The sequence below is a fragment of the Chitinophaga horti genome, assembly GCF_022867795.2.
GTDB lineage: Bacteria > Bacteroidota > Bacteroidia > Chitinophagales > Chitinophagaceae > Chitinophaga > Chitinophaga horti.
The window spans coordinates 6,210,430-6,227,500 of sequence record NZ_CP107006.1; the positions used below are offsets into that span (position 1 = coordinate 6,210,430).

Genomic DNA, 17,071 nt, shown 5'->3' on the forward strand with positions numbered 1-17,071 from the left:
TGAGTGGGTGCCTTTTCTTTAGCTGGTTTTTTTGAGCCAGTAGTAACGCAGGCAGTAATAAAATGACGACAACCAGTAGGGATTTAACTTTGCTGCAATTTTTCATGATCGTATCAGGTTAAGGTGATTTCGTCTCGTTATTTGCCATATACAAAACCGGTAAAAACACCACTGCCCGGCGATTGGGCATCGTTCATAAATAACGCTCTCCCGTTTTTCAAGGCCGAGAAATAGACGTCAAAAGTTTTGGGCCTGCCTTCGATATCGGAACACTGAATCTGCCATTCATTGATGGATTTGAAATTGCCGTTACTTTTTGCCTGAACAAAGGTGGTTTGTCCACCGCTGCTGTTGGCTGCACTTAATTCCCAGTAGTACGATTGATTTTTGCCAAACACAAAAAACTGTGCGGAAGTATAAGTGCTCGAACCAACAAGCGACCCGGTATAATAACTGTAATAGAAGGTGTTGCTGCTATACTGGTCGGACCATTTGCCGGTATTATTAATGTCGGTAGCTGCCACTGCGAAGCGGTTATAGCCTAGCATGTTTTGTACTTTGTTTGAAATGGAGACCGCCGCATAATCATTCGGCACGGCTTCCGGGTCAAAGCCAAACTCATTGATAAAGGCTTGTTTATCCGGCGACACGCATTCTATCCACCCGGCGGCTTTCCTGTACAGCACTACGAAAACAGATTTACCCGTAGCATTTTCAGTAACGGTTGCCATGCCAAACTCCGGCCTTTCAAAATCGGAAATATAGTCTGACTTATAATTCCTGATATTGCTGTAGCGTGGAGCCACCAGTATATTCCAGGCTGCTGCCACCAGCACATCCGGATCTGCCGGAAAAACGGTGCCTTCTTTGGGGTAATGCAGCAATACTTTCATGTCACCTTTAGTGACCTGTACCCAGTCGGGCTTTATGGTACTGGTCCAGCCATCATTGAAGTTGGTGACGTCGTATTTGAATGTAACCGGCGGATTGTGAGGTCCGTCTGTCGGTTCGTTTTCTTCTTTTTTGCAGGCCGTAAACATCGACAGCACTGCAAATGCAACTAAAATCATGATTTTCATTTTTGGAAGAATTTGGGATTGATATAAAGAATGTATGTGCTATTCAGGCTCTGTCCGGATCGTGCTGTCAGCTGCCAGGGGCGCTTCAGGTTCGGGAGCGGACTGGTTCCGGCGTTTCTTGTTTTTTCCTATATCCGTCGCCATCCGTTCAATTTTATGTGAAGTGCTGTCAACAACTTTGTCGGTCGTCTTGCTGATGGTTCTGTCAATCGTGTTATTTATTTTCCTTTCCACCGTCGACGTCACTTTACTTTTTAGTTTTTTGAGGAACTGCGCCTCGGCGGTACCTGTGATCAGCAACACGGTCAGTATCAGAAGGCTCGTTTTCATGGGGTGTTGTCGTTTTGTTCTGAACGAAATTACACGACAGTGTTTGTGGGGTTTCTCCCCTGAAAAGAGGATTTTTGTGAAATGTGGTTGAAACTGGTAGGGGGCAGGTGATAGCTAATAATTTAGCGGTTCCTATTGGCCGAGTAAAGGCCGAATTATAAAGGGATTGTGGCTTGTTAAAACACTTAACGGGTGTTTTATTTTATTTCGGTTTTGAATTGTTGAGTGCCAGAAAAATCTTAGATTTGACTATGAGCAATATCGTACTAAAGTCAGCAAAAAGAAAAACTACAGTGTCGCGCTCAAAAGTCAGAGCTGCGGTATCTGCGGCGTTCGCCTCAAAGCCTGCCATTAAATCTGGCTTTAAAAAGAGTGAGCAACCATCTATAGTTGTATCAAAAACTAAAACCTCCTCAACAATATAGCTGTTACATTTTATGTTAGCCCCAGCCTACAATGATAAGGTATTTATCAATTGTCCTTTTGACGATGACTACAGGCCCTTGCTGCACGCAATGATCTATTCCATTTATCGGTGTGGTTTTTTCCCGGTAGCAGCATTGAGCGAAGATGATGGTACGGATAACAGGCTTGACAAAATCATAAGGTGTATCAGGGGAAGCAGGTATGGAATTCATGATTTATCGCGTACTGAGGTGAATGGGAACAATTTGCCCAGGTTTAATATGCCGTTTGAGGCTGGCCTGTTTTACGCTGCGAAATACTTTGGTTCCAAATCAGATAAAGTCAAATTCGGACTTGTTTTTGAAAAGACAAAGTACCTATATCAGCAGTATATTTCCGATTTAAACGGAATAGATACGAAGGCCCACAAAAACGATCCTGTCGTTGTCTTGGAAAAGGTTCGTGATTGGCTAAAAACTTCGTCAAAGAGGATCACAGTTCCAGGCAATGCCAAACTTAAGAAAGACTATAACGAGTTTTTAACTAGACTTCCAATCATTCTGGAAGACCTGGAACTGGAGTTGGATAGCCTGTTATTCAATGACTATTGCCAGATAGTAGAAGAAGCCGTTAGGGAAAAGTTATCCTGGTCGGAATAATTGTCAGAAAAGAAAAAGGGTTGCTCCTTACAGAACAACCCTAGAATTTTGAGGATGTAATCCTTTTCGTACCGCGTACGGGATTCGAACCCGTGATTCCTCCGTGAAAGGGAGGCGTCTTAACCCCTTGACCAACGCGGCGTATTTCGTATTTGGGATTGCAAAGGTAATCCCTCTTTTTATATTTCCAAAATAAATTTCTTAACCCAAATTTATATTGATTTATACCCGCACACCTTGTAAATTTGCTTCTCAATTTTTTTCATCTTCAAATCTTTAGTGTAAAATGGGAACTACTCTCAAAATCGGTATAAATGGATTCGGTCGCATCGGTCGCCTCGTATACCGTCAGATTTACAACATGCCTGGTATCGACGTGGTAGCTATCAACGACCTTACCAGCCCGAAGGTATTGGCGCATCTCCTGAAATACGACTCAGCTCAGGGTAGATTTGAAACAGAAGTTACTAGCACCGACAACTCTATCTCCGTTAACGGCGAAGAAGTAAAAATATACGCACAGAAAGATCCTGCCCAGATTCCCTGGAAAGAGCACAATATCGATGTAGTAATCGAGTGCACAGGCTTCTTTACTGACAAAGACAAAGCAGAAGCTCACATCACTGCTGGCGCTAAACGTGTGGTAATCTCCGCTCCGGCTACCGGCGACCTGAAAACGGTTGTTTTCAACGTTAACCACGACATCCTCGACGGTTCTGAAACAGTTATCTCCTGCGCATCCTGCACCACTAACTGTCTCGCTCCAATGGCGAAAGTACTGGAAGACAAATACGGTATCGTTACCGGTCTGATGACTACCATCCACGCTTACACCAACGACCAGAACACCCTGGATGCTCCGCACCCTAAAGGTGACCTGCGCCGTGCACGTGCTGCTGCCGCTAACATCGTACCTAACAGCACCGGCGCTGCTAAAGCGATCGGCCTGGTACTGCCTAGCCTGAAAGGTAAACTGGACGGTAACGCGCAGCGTGTTCCGACGATCACCGGCTCCCTCACAGAACTGACTACCATCCTCAGCAAAAAAGTAACTGCAGAAGAAATCAACGAAGCCATGAAAGCTGCTTCTAACGAATCTTTCGGTTACACTACAGACGAAATCGTAAGCACCGACATCATCGGTACCCGCTTCGGTTCCCTGTTCGATGCTACCCAAACGAAAGTAATCACCCAGGGTGATGTACAAATGGTGAAAACTGTTTCCTGGTACGATAACGAAATGAGCTATGTTTCTCAGCTCGTTCGCACCGTGAAACATTTCGCTGGCCTCATCAGCAAATAATTTTATTGTCATAGAAGGGAGAAGAGGTAAAGGTGTTTTCACGCCTTTATCTTTTTCTCCCTTCTCCTTTTTACTAACCTTTCTTAAAACCCAGGCAATATGAGCAAGTTTTCCAGCTTCAATTTCAGCGGTAAAAAAGCCCTCATCCGCGTTGACTTCAACGTTCCCCTCAACGATAAATTCGAGATCACCGACGATACCCGCATGAAAGCGGCGGTGCCCACGATTAAAAAGATACTGGCCGACGGCGGATCGGTGATCCTCATGTCGCACCTCGGCAGGCCAAAAGATGGTCCTACCGATAAATACTCCCTCAAACACCTGGTAAACCACCTGGTAAAACTGCTGGAAGGCGCTACCGTTAAGTTCGCCGAAGATTGTGTAGGCGAAGTAGCGGAGAAAGCTGCTGCTAACGTGCAAGCCGGCGAAGTGCTGCTGCTCGAAAACCTGCGCTTCCACAAACAGGAAGAAAAAGGCGATAAAGCATTTGCAGAACAACTCGCTAAACTGGGCGACGTATACGTAAACGACGCCTTCGGTACCGCACACCGCGCACACGCTTCTACAGCGGTTATCGCGGAGTTCTTCCCTGCCGACAAACGTTTCTTCGGCCTGCTCATGGAAGCTGAAGTAAACAACGCTGAAAAAGTACTGCACGGTGCAGAATCTCCGTTCACGGCCATCCTGGGTGGCGCAAAGGTGAGTGATAAGATCCTCATCATCGAAAACCTGATGGAGAAAGCCAACAATATCATCATCGGTGGCGGTATGGCTTACACTTTCCTGAAAGCTCAGGGTAAAGAAATTGGTAATTCCCTCGTGGAAAATGATAAGCTGGACCTGGCACTCGAACTGCTGGCCAAGGCAAAAGCGAAAGGCGTACAACTGCTGCTGCCTACGGATTCCGTAGCGGCCGATAAGTTCGCTGCCGACGCTAACACACAAACAGTTTCCAACGACAACATCCCTTCCGGCTGGATGGGCCTCGACGTAGGACCTGAATCGGTAAAACTGTTCAGCGAAACGATCGCTAACTCTAAAACCATTCTCTGGAACGGCCCGATGGGCGTATTCGAAATGGAGAAATTCCAGGGCGGTACTAAAGCCGTAGCTGATGCGATCGTGAAGGCAACTGCCGGCGGCGCGTTCTCCCTCGTAGGCGGTGGTGACTCTGTGGCAGCCGTAAACCAATTCGGCCTGGCAGAAAAAGTAAGCTACGTATCCACCGGTGGTGGTGCTATGCTCGAATACTTCGAAGGCAAAACATTGCCTGGTATCGCAGCGGTGAAGTAAGTCTTCGCACTAAATAAAAAAAGCGGTACTCCCCAAAGAGTACCGCTTTTCTATTTCGCAGAAGTCACTACTTCTTACTCATCTCCGTAAAATACTGGTGGAAGTAAGGGATCGTTTCAATACCCTTATAAAAGTTCGCCAGGTCAAACTTCTCGTTGGGAGAGTGCAGGTTGTCACTATCCAGCCCGAAGCCCATCAGCACCGTTTTCAAGCCCAGTTCTTTTTCGAACAGCGCTACGATAGGAATACTACCACCGCCACGTACAGGAATCGGCTCTTTACCGAAAGTAGCCGCGTAAGCTTTGTTCGCCGCTTTGAACGCTACGTGGTCGGTAGGCGTCACGTACGGGTTACCGCCATGGTGAGGCGTCACTTTCACCTTCACATTGTTCGGCGCAATCTTTTCGAAATGCGCTTTGAACAGGTCGGAAATCTTATGGTTATCCTGGTTAGGTACCAGGCGCATAGAAATCTTTGCGTAAGCCTTAGAAGGTAACACCGTCTTAGCACCTTCGCCGGTGTAACCACCCCAGATGCCGTTTACTTCCAGCGTCGGACGAGTGCCGGTGCGCTCGAATACACTGTAGCCTTTTTCACCCCAAACATCCGCAATCTCCAGGTCGGTGATGTATTCTTTAAGATCGAAAGGAGCGGAGTTCAGCGCTTTGCGTTCCGCATCGCTCAGGTCTACCACATCGTCATAGAAGCCGGGGATGGTAATGTGATTGTCTTTGTCGTGCAGGCTGGCGATCATCTGGCAGAGGATCGTAGCCGGGTTAGCTACGGCACCGCCGTAAACGCCGCTGTGCAAGTCGCGGTTAGGACCGGTAACTTCTACCTCCATGTACGACAGGCCACGCAGCCCCGTATCGATGGATGGGTTTTCGAGGCTGATCATCGCCGTGTCTGAAATGAGGACTACGTCGGCTTTCAGGCGCTCTTTATTTTCTTTGATGAAGATGCCGAGGTTAGCAGAGCCCACTTCTTCCTCACCTTCTATCATGAATTTAACGTTGCAGGGCAGCGTGTTGGTAGCGATCATTGTTTCTACCGCCTTCACGTGCATATAAAATTGGCCTTTATCGTCAGCCGAGCCGCGCGCATAAATTTTACCGTCTTTAATTACCGGCTCAAACGGGCCACTGTGCCACAGCTCCAGCGGATCGGGCGGTTGCACGTCGTAGTGACCGTACACCAGTACCGTAGGCAGGTTAGCGTCTATGATTTTTTCGCCATATACAATAGGATGGCCGGCCGTAGGGCACACTTCCACTTTCTCTGCACCCGCTTCGATCAGGCGCTCTTTCACCGCCTCGGCGCAACGTTTGGTGTCTTCGTTATGCCTGGAGTCCGCGCTCACAGAAGGTATGCGCAGCAGCGACAGCAGCTCTTCCAGGAACCTGTCTTTGTTTTTAGCCTGGTAATCTTTCCAAACTTGCATGTGTATGATGGTTATTGACGTTTACAATGGCTGCAATTTAAAGGAATTTGCAGAAAGCAACCACAAAAGGGGGCACTTAACCCCCGTAATCCTCCCCAGCCCCCGTTGTGTCACTCACTTGTACGGCATTTTCTCTACTCAGCTCCCCCGGGTGTACGTCATTAACGATGCCGGCGCCTTGCTGACACGCCTCGTCATCAGACGCTACGGTGCCTATACCCAACCGTCACCCAACCATCACTGAACCATCAGATCTATACTTTGCCATAATTTGACTCTTTTTTGCCACTAATTGATACGGTAACCAGCACGCATCCCCCCCGATCTTTGTAAAAAAGCAAATGATACAAAAGGGATTTAACGCCATCTCCTCCGGGGCCACCGGCAAATTCGGCAACCAGGTGGTAAAGTACTTCCGGTACGGAAAGGAAATCATTGCCAAAGCCCCGTGTAAACGACCGGGTATGGGCACGCCGGGCCAGGAGCGCACAAAGGGCGATTTCAAAAAGGCGGCGTTGTGGTCCGCTCATGTGCGGGCCAATGCACCACTGAGAGCCCGCTACCAGGCCGCCCGTACGGGAGGAAAAAACGTACACAACATGGCCATCGCAGATTACCTGGTCGCCCCGGTCATTCATGAATTGTCGGTAAAGAAGGGCAAAGTGACCGTCTTCGCCACAGATAATTGTTTCGTGGCCGAGGTGCTGGTCGAGGTGTACAGCCCAGACGGCGTACTGCTCGAAGCCGGCCAGGCCGCTGATGCCGGGCATGATCGTTTTACTTACATACCCCGCGCATTGCCTGTAGGCGGCAGCATCGTTGTTATCGTGAAAGACTTCCCGGGTAATGAGTGCAGGAGCGAAGTGCTGTTGAGCAGTGAGGAGTTAACAGTCGTACCCACCTGCATACGTATCCGCCACTGCGAACGCGACGGCACGCCGCAGCGCGACCTGGTAACGGATAATGAACACATGCCGCTCCGCCGTAGCGGATAAATTTTCGCCACTGCCAATAACGAAACAGCCGCCGAAGTGAGTGACACAACGGCGGCTGAAGAAGGTGCTTATGCTGGTAAACTAGGAAATTAACTTCTGGCGCAGGAGGAACTCCAGCTTCTCGTTTACGTCGAGCAGCTTTTCGGTGAGTTCGCGGTTCTCTTTACGGAGGGCGTACACTTCGTATGCCTTATCAATGTTATGTTTCAGCTCGTCCTCGTTCCAGGGTTTGGAGAAGTATTTGTACACCTGGCCTTTGTTGATCGCGTCAATTACGGCATTAATGTCCGCATAGCCGGTCAGCAATACCCTGATGGGTTCAGCATGCTTCTCAAGAATGGATTCGAAAAATTCGATGCCCGTCATTTTAGGCATACGCTGGTCGGAGATAATGATGTGGAAGTCGTTTTCTTCCAATAACTTATACGCTTCTTCTGCCGATTCCGCAGTCTGGATGGCGTATAATCTTCTGAAGCTTGCTTTAAAGGCGTTCAGGTTATGTACCTCATCATCTATATAGAGGATGCGTATTTGTTGTTGACTCATCTAACGCTGTAAACTTAATGTAAGTTAATAAAAATAAGCGGGTTGCAAACAGCGGCAGACTGTTTTTTACGCTCACATGATTGGCTGCCAATTACAATTCGACAGTTAGCATTCCCGGTTAAAGCTGAACAGATCACCTATACGAATCCGAAATACCACACTCAAACATAGATATTTTGTCGTGGATTTTAATAATTAAGTATAAGTTTTTTTTAAGAAGTATTAAGAAATCATATGTACGCGGGTGGTTACATATTGCTGAAACATCCCGTAGTTTTGCGTTTTGCATAAATTCGTGTAGGTTTGATAAACCCCTACATGGGAAAGAACTAAAAATCTGTCATTATGAAGAAGTCATCGCTTGTTTTAATTGTTGTTCTTGTTGTTGTAGCATTGATCGGTTTTGCCGGTTGCGGGAAATACAATACCCTGCAAAAGCTGGATGAAAACGTAAATGGCGCCTGGGGTGCTGTACAAACCCAATACCAGCGCCGCGCCGACCTGATCGATAACCTCGTAGCCACTGTGAAAGGGGCTGCCAATTTCGAAAAAAGCACCCTCACCGAAGTGATCAACGCCCGCGCAAAGGCCACTTCCGTAACTATACAAAACACCGGCGACCTTAACCAGTCTAAAATCGACGAGTTCCAGGCCGCACAAGGTCAGCTCAACAGTTCACTCAGCCGCCTGCTGGTAACGGTAGAACAATATCCCGACCTGAAAGCGACCGCCCAGTTCGGCGAACTGCGCGCACAGATCGAAGGCACAGAGAACCGCATCGCGAACGCCCGTAACGATTTCAATAACACTGTAAGGGACTTTAACGCTACCATCCGTACGTTCCCGAACAATATCGTAGCTGGCTTTGCGGGTCTGCAACAACGTGGTTACTTTAAAGCCGACGCTGGTGCGGAGAAAGCGCCTAAAGTAGAATTCTAATCTGATTATCATCTATAAGAAAGCGGAGGCGGTAATACCGCTTCCGCTGTTTTAAATAAGCATCCATGCGCCTCTTCCCGAAAAAAGAACTGTTTAACGAAGACGAAAAAGCCAAAGTGGTAGCGGCCGTTCGCCAGGCAGAACGCCTTACCAGCGGCGAAGTGCGGGTTTACATCGAAAGCCGCTGTGCTTATGTAGATGCATTTGACCGCGCAAAGGAAATATTTGCGGGGCTGGGCATGGAAAAAACGAAGCAACGTAACGGGGTACTGTTATACGTAGCCCTGCTGGACCACCAGTTCGCCATCCTGGGCGACCAGGGCATCCACGAAAAGGTGGGAGGCGAGTTCTGGCAAAAGGAAGCACTGCTGTTGCGCGACTACTTCAAGCGCAACCTGATCGTGGAAGGATTGGAAGTATGTGTGAAAGAAATCGGCGAATCGCTGCGTCATCATTTCCCCTACGCCGCAGAAGACAAAAATGAATTACCCGACGACATCGTGTTTGGAAGATAAATTATAGCAAGAGCAATGAAGATACTCCGCTGGTTATTAGTGTTTACCGGAATACTGACAGGCTTTATGGCCGGGGCGCAGGACATCCCGAAGCCCATGAATCCGCCCCGTTTGCTGAATGATTTTGCAGGTGTGCTGTTGCGTGAAGACGCCGCAAAACTGGAACAAAAGTTGGAGGCTTACGAGGATAGTACATCTAACGAGGTGGCCATCGTGATCGTGAAAACGCTCGACGGCTACGAACCGGAAGAGGTAAGCACGAAAATCCTGAGAGAATGGGGTATCGGCAAAAAAGATAAGAACAATGGCCTGCTCATCCTCGTGGCGGTAGACGACCGCAAAGTGAGGATAGAAACAGGTTATGGAATGGAGAATGTGGTGCCCGACGTAATCGCGTACCGGATTATCAACAACCAGATCAAACCGGCTTTTCGCCAGGGCGATTATTACCACGGCCTGGACGCAGCCGTTAACAGCGTTATCAAAGCCGCAGCAGGTGAGTTTCATGCCGTACCTAAAGACGGCGGCGAAGGCGGAGGTCTCGGTATCGGCGGCATTGCGATGATCATCATTATTATCGTAGTGCTGGTGATCGTGAGCAGAGGCGGCGGCGGTGGCGGCGGTACGTTTAGCAGGCGCGGTTATAACGGTTGGGGCGGTGGCGTTGGCGGCGGATTTCTCGGCGGCGGCTTCGGCGGCGGTGGAGGAGGCTGGTCCGGCGGCGGTGGTGGTGGCGGTTTCGGCGGCTTCGGCGGCGGCGGCGGTATCGGCGGCGGTGCCAGTGGCAACTGGTAACATCCTCTCAGAAAACCTTATTATCCCCATTCATACCGCGTAAAATATGAAATGCCCCTTGGTATGAATTATCTGCATGTGCTTAATGGAGATGCAACACTGGAAGTATTCCGTAAATCCGGCATACCGGGCGACTTCATCGTGTGCCGCGAAATGATCAGCGAAGGCCGGGTAGCGCCAGCGCCGGATGCAGATACGTTTCTGACAGAACGGGCGGCGCACCTCCGCGAGCACTATGGCATCGATACTTCCAACTATAACGAAAGCATTGTAAAAGAACTGGGCAAACTGAAGCAGGCCGGCAACTACGACGAACTGGTGCTTTGGTTTGAGTTTGATGTGTTTTGCCAGCTGAACCTGTTGTTCGTTCTCTGGTACCTGCGTCAGCTCAATATCCAACTACCTCCTGTAAGCCTGGTCTCCATCAATCACCACCCCGAGGTAGTGAACTTCAAAGGCTTCGGCGTACTGTTACCACATCATTATCCACCACTTTTTGAACAAAGAGCGCAACTGCGCGAGGAAGACTGGCAACTGGCGCTCGACACCTGGAATGCCTATACGGGCGACGATCCTTCCAAAGTAAATGAGATGCGGCACCGCGCCCCGGGCAACCTGCCTTTCCTGGCAGAAGCTTTACAGGCGCAATTGCAGCGGCTCCCTTATGTAGAAGATGGCCTCAATGTCATTCAACGTTTCTTCCTGCAAAACCTTCAACTCGGCTGCGCGCCCTGGTATAACCTGTACAATCGCTTCTGGAATGAACTGAAGATCTATGGCTTCGGCGACTTCCAGCTCGACATCATCACCCAACGCATGCGTAACGCCGGCGTGATCGAAGGGAATGAACAAATGTGTATCACGTCTTTAGGCCAGGAAGTGCTGGCGGGGGAGGAGAACTACACCGGTTATGCTGCGCTCGACCACTGGATCGGCGGCACGCCTTTGCATGAAACGCCCTGGCGCTGGAGTGCGGCGGAAGACAAGCCGGTGAAGGTATCGTAGTGTACCCGTTACCGGTTGTCAGGCCAAATCACCCATCTTCTTGCCCGCGTTTGCGTATCTCGGAACAAACGCCTATTTTTCGCGTAATCGTTTATCTCTATGCGACAATATTGCCTGTTCCTGTTCCTCCTGTTAGCCTTTACTGCGCCTGCCACCGCACAGGATGATGTGCCCTCTTTTTCCCACGGTTTAGGTGTGGGCTTTTATTTTGGCAGGCCTACCACGGCCATCGGCCTCACGTATTCGCCGCGGCTTAACCTTTTACAGCTGGGCAAAGAAGCTACCTTTTCGGTAGGTACGCATGCCGCCCTGCTGGGCAGTACATTGTCCGCCTCCAGCGACGATGTATCGGAGGAAACAAGCAGCGCCGACTTCTCTTCTTACTGTGTAGATATCCCTTTATTGCTTGAATTCAACTTTGGTGCAGCCGCATTGCCCGATGGCAGCGATCACCGGTTCGGGTTCTTCCTGGGTGCTGGTTATGGCTTCCATAACAGCGGCGCTAAAGATGGCCGCGATATGCATACCAACGGCCCGGTGGTGAGTGGCGGACTACGTTTCTCTGCCGGCTCCGGCGAAGCAGCCTTTGAGTTGCGCGGCAAGTATATGTTCGACAAACTATCGTTCTTCGGCAATGAGGGCATTGCTGGCCTGGGCGTGTCTTATCTTTTCTAATTTCCCATTATTGCCAGTACCTGCTGTAATACCAGCACGCCTCCCAGTCCGGCGAGGCTTACAATAGTTTCCATCAGCGACCAGGTGGAAAAGGTTTGTTTCAGGGTGAGGTTAAAGTACTCCTTGAACAGCCAGAAGCCGCTGTCGTTCACATGGGAGAACATGAGGCTGCCCGCACCGATCGAAAGCACCATCAGCTCCGGCTGCGTGTGCGGCGCATGCAGCAAGGGTAACAGGATGCCACCCGCGGTGAGTCCGGCCACGGTAGCAGATCCCACGCATACACGAATGATGGCGGCGATCGTCCAGCCCAGCACCAGCGGCGACAATGGCAGGTTTTTCAGCGACTCACCAATGTAGGTGTTCATGCCCCCGTCTTTCATCACCTGCATGAATATGCCGGAGCCGGCAATGATCAGCAGCATAGGCGCCAGGCCTTTCACCGCATCTTCCAGCTGCCGCATAAGTGGTTTCATTTTACCTCCGCGACGAATGCCGAGCAGGTACACCGCCACCAATACCGATAACATCATGGCCAGGTTGGCATCGCCGATAAAGGCGATGAACTTGCCGGGCAGGCTGTTCGCATCAATAAAAGGGTTACTGATGGTCGTGATGGTCAGCAGGAACAGTGGGAGTAATGCGCAGAACAGGGAGATGCCGAGTCCGGGCAGCTGATCTTCCGGCAGGTGTTGCACATGCACGAGGTCTGGATTAGGTGTTACCTGGTGTTTCTTCAGCGTACGCGCGAAGATCGGCCCTGCCAGTGCGATAATGGGAATGCCTGCAATAAGGCCGTACAATAAGGTTTTACCCAGGTCCGCCCCGAGCTGAGCAGAGATGGCCGTAGGGGAGGGGTGTGGTGGCAAAAAGCCGTGCGATACCGATAACGCCGCGATCATCGGGATGCCAATGTACATTAGTGGCAGGCGGGTAGTCATGCCCGTTGCAAAGATCAAAGGCACGACGATCACGAACGCCGCCGTATAAAACATCGGGAAGCCGATCAGCAATCCGCCCAGGGCCATGGCCCACTGGATGTTGTTCACGCCGCATAACCGCACGAGCGATGTCGTGATCTGCTGCGCCGCCCCACTGTCTGCCACGATCTTTCCCAGCATGGCTCCAAATACAAGTATCATCAGCAAAGAGCCAAGGGTGCCGCCGATGCCATTTTTGATGGACGAGCCGATGCCGGCAATGTCCATCCCGCAGGCCAGTCCCAGGCAAATGCTCACGATGATAAAGGAAATGAAGGTATCCAGTTTGAGGCCTACAATGAGGGCAATTAAAAGCAGGATAGCTGCGAAGGAAAGTAATAACGGCATAACGTGTGGATAAGAGGTCTTATCCAAAGATAACAGAAAAAAGAAAAGGCCCGGAGGTATATACACCGCCGGGCCTCGTATCGAACTAAGTTAAAATCTACTCTTCGGTTTTAGCTGCACGCAGTTCGGCTATTACCTTTTCGGTATAGGCCGCCTGTTGTTTCAGCTCTTCCGCTTTAGCACCGGTAGCAGATGATGCCTGCTCCTGTTTCGTTTTCACGATCGGCTGCATCAGGTTAATGAAGTAGTTGTTCACCATACCGTTGTTCATCTGGTCGGCAAAACCCTTCACTGCATCGATGCCTTTGGTAAAGGCAGCGTTGTCCTGCACTTTGCTCAGCATGGCCAGGTATTGCAGCGCCGCGTTAAACTTGGCGTTCTGTCCACCTGCAGTGGCAAACTGTTTATCGAAGAAGGCGATATCAGCGGGATCTGCTTTTTTCGTGTACACGGCGGAGATGGCGTTCATCAGGGCGCCTTTAGCCGCCGGCTCCAGTGATTTGGCCGTTGCATAGGCATTCTCCGGGTTCAGGGTGTTGAGGGCATTGAGGGCAGCGCCGGCTACGGCGTAAGACTTATCTTTCAAAGCTGCTTCGAACAACGGTGCGTACTGGCCGTCTTTCAGTTTCGCCAGCTGGCCGATGGCGGTTGCTCTTACAACGGACGCCGGATCTGCTTTAGCCAGGGATACAACGGTTTCCAGGGCGGCCGTTTTTACATCACTGTTATCCAGCTTCACACCACCTACGGCCATGGCGCGCAGGCCTTCGTACTTATCTTTCATGGCGGCTACTACTACGGCACGGGCGGCAGCATTGCTGGTCTGCTGTTTCAGCGTGGCGCTGATCGCTTCGCGGCGGTCCTGGTAGTTAAGCGCATTTTTATACTGGAAGATGTAGGTGTTGATGTCGCGGTGATCGGTCGTTTTAGCCAGCAGGATCTTGTCGCCGTCTACGTTTACGAAATCCGGCTTGCTGCTGTAGGGCAGGAAGAACGAATCCACACGTTCGTCGAGGATTACGTTGTGGCGGGTCTTCTTACCACCTTCGTATACGTCGATCGCGAAAGGCATGGTGAAGATTTTATCGCCCTTCTGTTGTTGCTTCACAGTTACTTTCACCTTTTTGGTGGCGTCGTTGTAATCGTAGCTGAAGTCCAGCTCAGGGTAGCCCTGTCCGAAGTACCATTGATTCCAGAACCAGTTCAGGTCTTTGCCGGTAACTTCTTCAAAAGCCAGGCGCAGGTGGTGCGACTCGGTAGCTTTAAAGGCATTATTTTTCAGGTACAGGTTCAGTGATTTAAAGAATGCGTCGTCGCCCACGTAGTTACGCAGCATGTGCAGGATGCGGCCGCCTTTCTGGTAGCTCACTGCATCAAACATATCTTCTTTATCGCGATAGTGGAAGCGAACCAGGTCGCGGTCGCCGGCATAGCCGATGAAGTTGAAATAGTTCTGCAGCGATTCCAGGTGGTGCGCATCTGCCGCGTCTTTGCCGTATTTATGTTCCAGCCACAGGTATTCGCTGTAGTCAGCGAACGATTCGTTCAGGGTAAGGTTGCTCCATGATTCGCAGGTAGCGTAGTCGCCAAACCATTGGTGAAACAACTCATGCGCGATCACAGATTCTGCCAGGTGGTTATCGTCCAGCAGTTCGCGGTCGGTTTTCTGCACCATTTCGCCGTGCAGCGTAGCCGTGGTATTCTCCATAGCGCCGGATACATAGTCGCGCACTACTACCTGGGAGTACTTCACCCAAGGGTAATCAACACCCAGCAGGTTAGAATAGAACGTCATCATTTCAGGCGTATGACCGAATATCGCTTTTGCGTAAGGGGCATAGGCTTTCTCCTGGTAATAGCTTACTTCTTTACCTTTCCATGGCGCATCTTTCGTAATCACGAAATCGCCCACGGCCATCATGAACAGGTATGGTGCATGCGGCTGGTCCATTTTCCAGGTGTCGGTACGGGTACCGTCCGTGTTCGGCTTCTGGCTAACCAGTTTACCGTTGGAGAGGGTTACGTACTTTTTAGGCACCGTCATGGCTATTTCTGAAGTCGTTTTCTGGTTGTTTTTGTCGATAGTAGGGAACCATACAGAAGAAGCCTCTGTTTCACCCTGTGTCCAGATCTGCACTGGTTTGTCAGGGTCTTTACCATCAGGATTAATGAAATACAGGCCTTTCGCGTCGGTGATGGCGCTGCTGCCTTTTACCGTCAGTTCATCCGGCTTGGCGGTATACTCGATATAAATCACGTACGACTCGGTAGACTTATACAGCTTATCCAGGTTGATGTTCAGTTGCCAGCCATCATAGTCGTATTTCAGCGGCGTATTTTTACCTGCTTTGGAAATTGCTACGGTTTTAATGTCCATTCCTTTTGCGTCCAGCAGCAGGCTGTCGGTAGCATAAAAGTGAGGGCGAAGGGTGATCCACGCTTTACCATTCAGGTAACGTTTAGCATAGTCGAAGCGCACGTCCAGTTTGGTGTGCACCAGGTTGTTGATTTTGGTAGGGGTGGCCCGGTAAATTTTGAGCGCCGGGTTTTCATTCTCATTAGCGGCTGATTGTGCGCGGGCGCCCTGGAATACTCCGGAGGCAGTGATACCGGCCATCAGCAGGCAAAGCAGTTTACTCGTTCGATGCATGTAAAGCGTTTTAAACAAAAATAAGCCCTCCGTCGGGAGGGGAGGCCCCAAATTTAAACAAATGGGCCAAATACAACGCAAGCGGTTAAAATTGTTACTTTTGTCATACAGCACCAGCTATATTATGATCAAAACCAGCGTAAACGCCAAAGCAACGTTCGAGATTACCGCCAGCAATACCGGTACAGGCATTAACGGACAGTCCGTAAACTGGAGCGCAGTGCAGCTTCCTACGGGAGATTACCACCTTATCATGGATGGCAAAAGTTACCTGGCCCAGGTACTGAAAATAGACCGGGACGCCAAAACAGTCACCATCGAAATCGAGCACCAGGAGTACGAAGTAGCCCTGGAAGAGCCGATGGACCGACTGCTGGCTTCCATGGGTATCAAAGATGCCGGTAAGAAGAAGGTAAACGACATCAAAGCGCCTATGCCCGGCATGGTGCTCAAAATACTGGTTACCCCCGGTCAGCAGATCGCTAAAGGCGACCCGGTGCTGATACTGGAAGCCATGAAGATGGAAAACGTATTTAAGTCTGCTACCGACGCCGTGGTGAAGGAAATTAAGGTGAAAGAGCGCACTGCAGTGGAAAAAGGCGAAGTGCTGGTAGTACTGGAATAATATTTGCTTTATAAGGAGCTACGTCCGAAAATTATGCATCAACTTAAGAAAACAATCATATGTGTTTTGTGCTGCCTGTTCATAGGCGGAAGCCTTGCCGCGCAGGACAAAGCCAACTACTTTGTATATATCCAGAACGAAAAGAGCGCCCCTTTCTACCTGAAATATAAGGGTAAAGTGCTCAGCTCTTCTCCCAAAGGTTATATCATTCTCCCGAAAATGGAACAGGGCGATGCGGTACCGGTAACGGTGGGCTTCCCTAAAAACGAATACCCCGAACAAACGTTCCTGTTAAAGGTGAGCCGCCGCGACCAGGGCCTGTTGCTCAAGAATACGGGTGAAGAAGGTTTTGCCTTGTACGACCTGCAAACGTTTGGTGTAACCCGCCCTGGTGAAGGACTGGTAGCAAAAGAAAAGAAGCAGGATGATGTGGTGGCGACAGAGGTAGCGGCTACAAACGCCGAGGCTTTTAAAGAAGGCAGTGAATC

17 protein-coding genes and 1 tRNA gene (1 of these 18 cut by a window edge) are annotated in these 17,071 nt (G+C 50.0%); 11 read left to right on the plus strand and 7 right to left on the minus strand.

What is annotated here, in order from left to right; all coding sequences use genetic code 11:
- Positions 1-137: 137 nt before the first annotated feature.
- Both MKQ68_RS25360 and MKQ68_RS25365 read right to left on the minus strand, forming a co-directional pair.
- Positions 138-1,070, minus strand: coding sequence for a hypothetical protein (locus tag MKQ68_RS25360; protein WP_264281495.1), 933 nt, complete (start codon positions 1,068-1,070; stop codon positions 138-140).
- A gap of 48 nt (positions 1,071-1,118) precedes the next feature.
- Positions 1,119-1,409, minus strand: a complete 291-nt coding sequence (locus tag MKQ68_RS25365) for a hypothetical protein (protein ID WP_264281496.1) — start codon at positions 1,407-1,409, stop codon at positions 1,119-1,121.
- A gap of 437 nt (positions 1,410-1,846) precedes the next feature.
- Here MKQ68_RS25365 and MKQ68_RS25370 point away from each other — a divergent pair, with 437 nt between their 5' ends.
- Positions 1,847-2,473 carry a hypothetical protein gene (locus MKQ68_RS25370; protein WP_264281497.1) on the plus strand — a complete coding sequence of 209 codons (627 nt, stop codon included), beginning with the start codon at positions 1,847-1,849 and terminating at the stop codon, positions 2,471-2,473.
- A gap of 69 nt (positions 2,474-2,542) precedes the next feature.
- On the opposite strand, the gene MKQ68_RS25375 is transcribed toward MKQ68_RS25370, so the two are convergent.
- Positions 2,543-2,614, minus strand: a tRNA-Glu gene (locus tag MKQ68_RS25375).
- A 145-nt stretch (positions 2,615-2,759) separates the two neighbouring features.
- Between MKQ68_RS25375 and gap the strand changes: the two genes are divergently transcribed.
- Together gap and MKQ68_RS25385 are read left to right on the plus strand one after the other, a co-directional pair.
- Positions 2,760-3,776, plus strand: a complete 1,017-nt coding sequence (gene gap / locus MKQ68_RS25380; RefSeq protein WP_264281498.1) for a type I glyceraldehyde-3-phosphate dehydrogenase — start codon at positions 2,760-2,762, stop codon at positions 3,774-3,776.
- A gap of 99 nt (positions 3,777-3,875) precedes the next feature.
- Positions 3,876-5,069 (plus strand): phosphoglycerate kinase, encoded by a 1,194-nt coding sequence (locus MKQ68_RS25385; protein WP_264281499.1) that lies wholly within the window; start codon positions 3,876-3,878, stop codon positions 5,067-5,069.
- 67 nt (positions 5,070-5,136) lie between these two features.
- Here MKQ68_RS25385 and MKQ68_RS25390 read toward each other — a convergent pair whose 3' ends face one another.
- A complete protein-coding gene (locus MKQ68_RS25390) occupies positions 5,137-6,510 on the minus strand; it encodes a dipeptidase (protein WP_264281500.1) in 1,374 nt (457 codons plus the stop codon).
- Between the two features lie 341 nt (positions 6,511-6,851).
- Between MKQ68_RS25390 and MKQ68_RS25395 the strand changes: the two genes are divergently transcribed.
- A complete protein-coding gene (locus MKQ68_RS25395; RefSeq protein WP_244841088.1) occupies positions 6,852-7,505 on the plus strand; it encodes a hypothetical protein in 654 nt (217 codons plus the stop codon).
- An 81-nt stretch (positions 7,506-7,586) separates the two neighbouring features.
- Here MKQ68_RS25395 and MKQ68_RS25400 read toward each other — a convergent pair whose 3' ends face one another.
- Positions 7,587-8,051, minus strand: coding sequence for a response regulator (locus MKQ68_RS25400; RefSeq protein WP_244841087.1), 465 nt, complete (start codon positions 8,049-8,051; stop codon positions 7,587-7,589).
- Between the two features lie 345 nt (positions 8,052-8,396).
- On the opposite strand from MKQ68_RS25400, the gene MKQ68_RS25405 reads away from it, so the two are divergent.
- The 5 genes from MKQ68_RS25405 to MKQ68_RS25425 all read left to right on the plus strand — a co-directional run bounded on the left by MKQ68_RS25405 (position 8,397) and on the right by MKQ68_RS25425 (position 11,980).
- Entirely contained in the window at positions 8,397-8,990 is a 594-nt protein-coding gene (locus MKQ68_RS25405) for a LemA family protein (protein WP_264281501.1), read from the plus strand.
- 65 nt (positions 8,991-9,055) lie between these two features.
- Positions 9,056-9,505 carry a TPM domain-containing protein gene (locus MKQ68_RS25410; RefSeq protein ID WP_264281502.1) on the plus strand — a complete coding sequence of 150 codons (450 nt, stop codon included), beginning with the start codon at positions 9,056-9,058 and terminating at the stop codon, positions 9,503-9,505.
- Positions 9,506-9,520: 15 nt separating this feature from the next.
- Positions 9,521-10,300, plus strand: coding sequence for a TPM domain-containing protein (locus MKQ68_RS25415; RefSeq protein WP_244841082.1), 780 nt, complete (start codon positions 9,521-9,523; stop codon positions 10,298-10,300).
- A gap of 63 nt (positions 10,301-10,363) precedes the next feature.
- Positions 10,364-11,305, plus strand: coding sequence for a DUF1835 domain-containing protein (locus tag MKQ68_RS25420; RefSeq protein ID WP_264281503.1), 942 nt, complete (start codon positions 10,364-10,366; stop codon positions 11,303-11,305).
- Positions 11,306-11,404: 99 nt separating this feature from the next.
- Entirely contained in the window at positions 11,405-11,980 is a 576-nt protein-coding gene (locus MKQ68_RS25425; protein WP_264281504.1) for a hypothetical protein, read from the plus strand.
- Here MKQ68_RS25425 and MKQ68_RS25430 read toward each other — a convergent pair.
- Positions 11,977-13,308, minus strand: a complete 1,332-nt coding sequence (locus MKQ68_RS25430) for a gluconate:H+ symporter (protein WP_264281505.1) — start codon at positions 13,306-13,308, stop codon at positions 11,977-11,979. The two genes, MKQ68_RS25425 and MKQ68_RS25430, sit on opposite strands and share 4 nt — an antisense overlap.
- A 97-nt stretch (positions 13,309-13,405) precedes the next feature.
- Entirely contained in the window at positions 13,406-15,958 is a 2,553-nt protein-coding gene (locus MKQ68_RS25435) for a M1 family metallopeptidase (RefSeq protein WP_264281506.1), read from the minus strand.
- Positions 15,959-16,058: 100 nt separating this feature from the next.
- Here MKQ68_RS25435 and MKQ68_RS25440 point away from each other — a divergent pair, with 100 nt between their 5' ends.
- The gene (locus tag MKQ68_RS25440) at positions 16,059-16,583 is read left to right on the plus strand and encodes an acyl-CoA carboxylase biotin carboxyl carrier protein subunit (RefSeq protein ID WP_264281507.1); all 525 of its coding nucleotides are present in this window, start codon (positions 16,059-16,061) and stop codon (positions 16,581-16,583) included.
- Between the two features lie 33 nt (positions 16,584-16,616).
- On the plus strand, positions 16,617-17,071 hold the 5' portion of the coding sequence (locus MKQ68_RS25445) for a hypothetical protein (RefSeq protein WP_264281508.1). The gene runs 217 nt beyond the window's last position; 455 of the gene's 672 nt are visible here — the first part of the coding sequence; its start codon is at positions 16,617-16,619; its stop codon lies beyond the right edge, outside the window.

What these genes read in the sequence shown, in the direction of transcription:
- MKQ68_RS25360 (WP_264281495.1), bottom strand. Translation starts at nt 1,070, where the DNA reads ATGATTTTAGTTGCATTTGCAGTGCTGTCGATGTTTACGGCCTGCAAA.
- MKQ68_RS25425 (WP_264281504.1), top strand. Translation starts at nt 11,405, where the DNA reads ATGCGACAATATTGCCTGTTCCTGTTCCTCCTGTTAGCCTTTACTGCG.
- MKQ68_RS25420 (WP_264281503.1), top strand. Translation starts at nt 10,364, where the DNA reads ATGAATTATCTGCATGTGCTTAATGGAGATGCAACACTGGAAGTATTC.
- MKQ68_RS25400 (WP_244841087.1), bottom strand. Translation starts at nt 8,051, where the DNA reads ATGAGTCAACAACAAATACGCATCCTCTATATAGATGATGAGGTACAT.
- MKQ68_RS25395 (WP_244841088.1), top strand. Translation starts at nt 6,852, where the DNA reads ATGATACAAAAGGGATTTAACGCCATCTCCTCCGGGGCCACCGGCAAA.
- MKQ68_RS25410 (WP_264281502.1), top strand. Translation starts at nt 9,056, where the DNA reads ATGCGCCTCTTCCCGAAAAAAGAACTGTTTAACGAAGACGAAAAAGCC.
- MKQ68_RS25430 (WP_264281505.1), bottom strand. Translation starts at nt 13,308, where the DNA reads ATGCCGTTATTACTTTCCTTCGCAGCTATCCTGCTTTTAATTGCCCTC.
- MKQ68_RS25370 (WP_264281497.1), top strand. Translation starts at nt 1,847, where the DNA reads ATGTTAGCCCCAGCCTACAATGATAAGGTATTTATCAATTGTCCTTTT.
- MKQ68_RS25390 (WP_264281500.1), bottom strand. Translation starts at nt 6,510, where the DNA reads ATGCAAGTTTGGAAAGATTACCAGGCTAAAAACAAAGACAGGTTCCTG.
- MKQ68_RS25405 (WP_264281501.1), top strand. Translation starts at nt 8,397, where the DNA reads ATGAAGAAGTCATCGCTTGTTTTAATTGTTGTTCTTGTTGTTGTAGCA.
- MKQ68_RS25385 (WP_264281499.1), top strand. Translation starts at nt 3,876, where the DNA reads ATGAGCAAGTTTTCCAGCTTCAATTTCAGCGGTAAAAAAGCCCTCATC.
- gap (WP_264281498.1), top strand. Translation starts at nt 2,760, where the DNA reads ATGGGAACTACTCTCAAAATCGGTATAAATGGATTCGGTCGCATCGGT.
- MKQ68_RS25435 (WP_264281506.1), bottom strand. Translation starts at nt 15,958, where the DNA reads ATGCATCGAACGAGTAAACTGCTTTGCCTGCTGATGGCCGGTATCACT.
- MKQ68_RS25415 (WP_244841082.1), top strand. Translation starts at nt 9,521, where the DNA reads ATGAAGATACTCCGCTGGTTATTAGTGTTTACCGGAATACTGACAGGC.
- MKQ68_RS25365 (WP_264281496.1), bottom strand. Translation starts at nt 1,409, where the DNA reads ATGAAAACGAGCCTTCTGATACTGACCGTGTTGCTGATCACAGGTACC.